This window comes from Microbacterium sp. F2 (assembly GCF_052274505.1).
GTDB lineage: Bacteria > Actinomycetota > Actinomycetes > Actinomycetales > Microbacteriaceae > Microbacterium.
In genome coordinates this window covers 1-1,117 of record NZ_JBNVBV010000024.1, presented here as the reverse complement: position 1 = coordinate 1,117, position 1,117 = coordinate 1, and the positions used below count along the sequence as shown (strand labels likewise).

The window sequence follows — 1,117 nt, the reverse complement described above, 5'->3', positions numbered from 1 at the left end:
CACCATCATCGAGGTCCACGGATACCAGAAGCAGGGCGCCGGTTTCGGGTACTCCGGCGTCCGGGGGCTGAACGCCCTCCTCGCCACGGCATCGACCACCTCGTCGGCGCCGGTGATCCTGGCCCAGCGGTTGCGGCAGGGGAAGACCGGGTCCCCGAAGGGGGCCGCGCGGATCGTCGGCGATGCTCTCGCCACCCTGCGCCGCACCAGCGCCGCGACCGGGGCCAGGCCGTTGCTGCGGGCGGACTCCGCGTTCTACGGACACGCGACCGTCGGCACCGCGATCAAGGCGGGCGCCGACGTGTCGGTGACCGTGAGGATGGACCCGGCGGTGAAGGCCGCGATCGCGACCATCCCGGATGATGCGTGGGAGATGATCGAGTACACCGACGCGATCCGTGACGAGACCACCGGGCAGCTGATCTCCAAAGCCGAGGTCGCCGAGGTCCCGTTCACCGCGTTCCGCTCGAGGAAGAAGGCGGAACAGGTCGCCGGACGGTTGGTGGTGCGGCGCATCCCCGATCTGAACCCGAGACAGGTGGAGCAGCCGACCCTGTTCGACGTCTACCGGCATCACGCGTTCTTCACCACCACAGCGAAGGAGGTGATGGACACGGTGGCCGCGGACAAGACCCACCGCGGTCACGCGATCATCGAGCAGGTCCACGCCGACCTCAAAGCGGGGCCGCTCGCGCACCTGCCCTCCGGGGTGTTCACCGCGAACAGCGCCTGGCTCGTCATCGCCGTGATCGCATTCAACCTCACCCGCGCTGCCGGTCTCGTCGCCGACCGAGCGGGACGGCTCGCGAGAGCAACGACCGCGACGATCCGCCGCACCCTGATCCACGTCCCCGCACGGCTGGCGCGCTCCGCGCGCCGAATCACGCTGCACCTGCCCGAGGCCTGGCCATGGCAGACCGCGTTCGACCGGCTCTTCACAGCCACGCACGCGCCACCGCCAACGGTGACCACCTGACCATCGCCGCAACGCGGCACGACCGAGGACCAAGTGGACGACCGGGATGCGACGCCCGGAACTCAACCCTGCCCTCGACGCGTCACCGCGCCCCGATCATGCCGCCCCGGCACACCCACGGCTCATCGGTGGATCGAGGCT

Annotated in this window: 1 protein-coding gene; it reads left to right on the top strand. The window is 70.0% G+C overall.

All coding sequences use genetic code 11. From position 1 onward, the window contains the following. A partial coding sequence (locus tag ACQVDU_RS15845; protein ID WP_443477649.1) for an IS1380 family transposase occupies positions 1-976 on the top strand: 976 nt, incomplete at its 5' end. Positions 977-1,117: the final 141 nt, after the last annotated feature.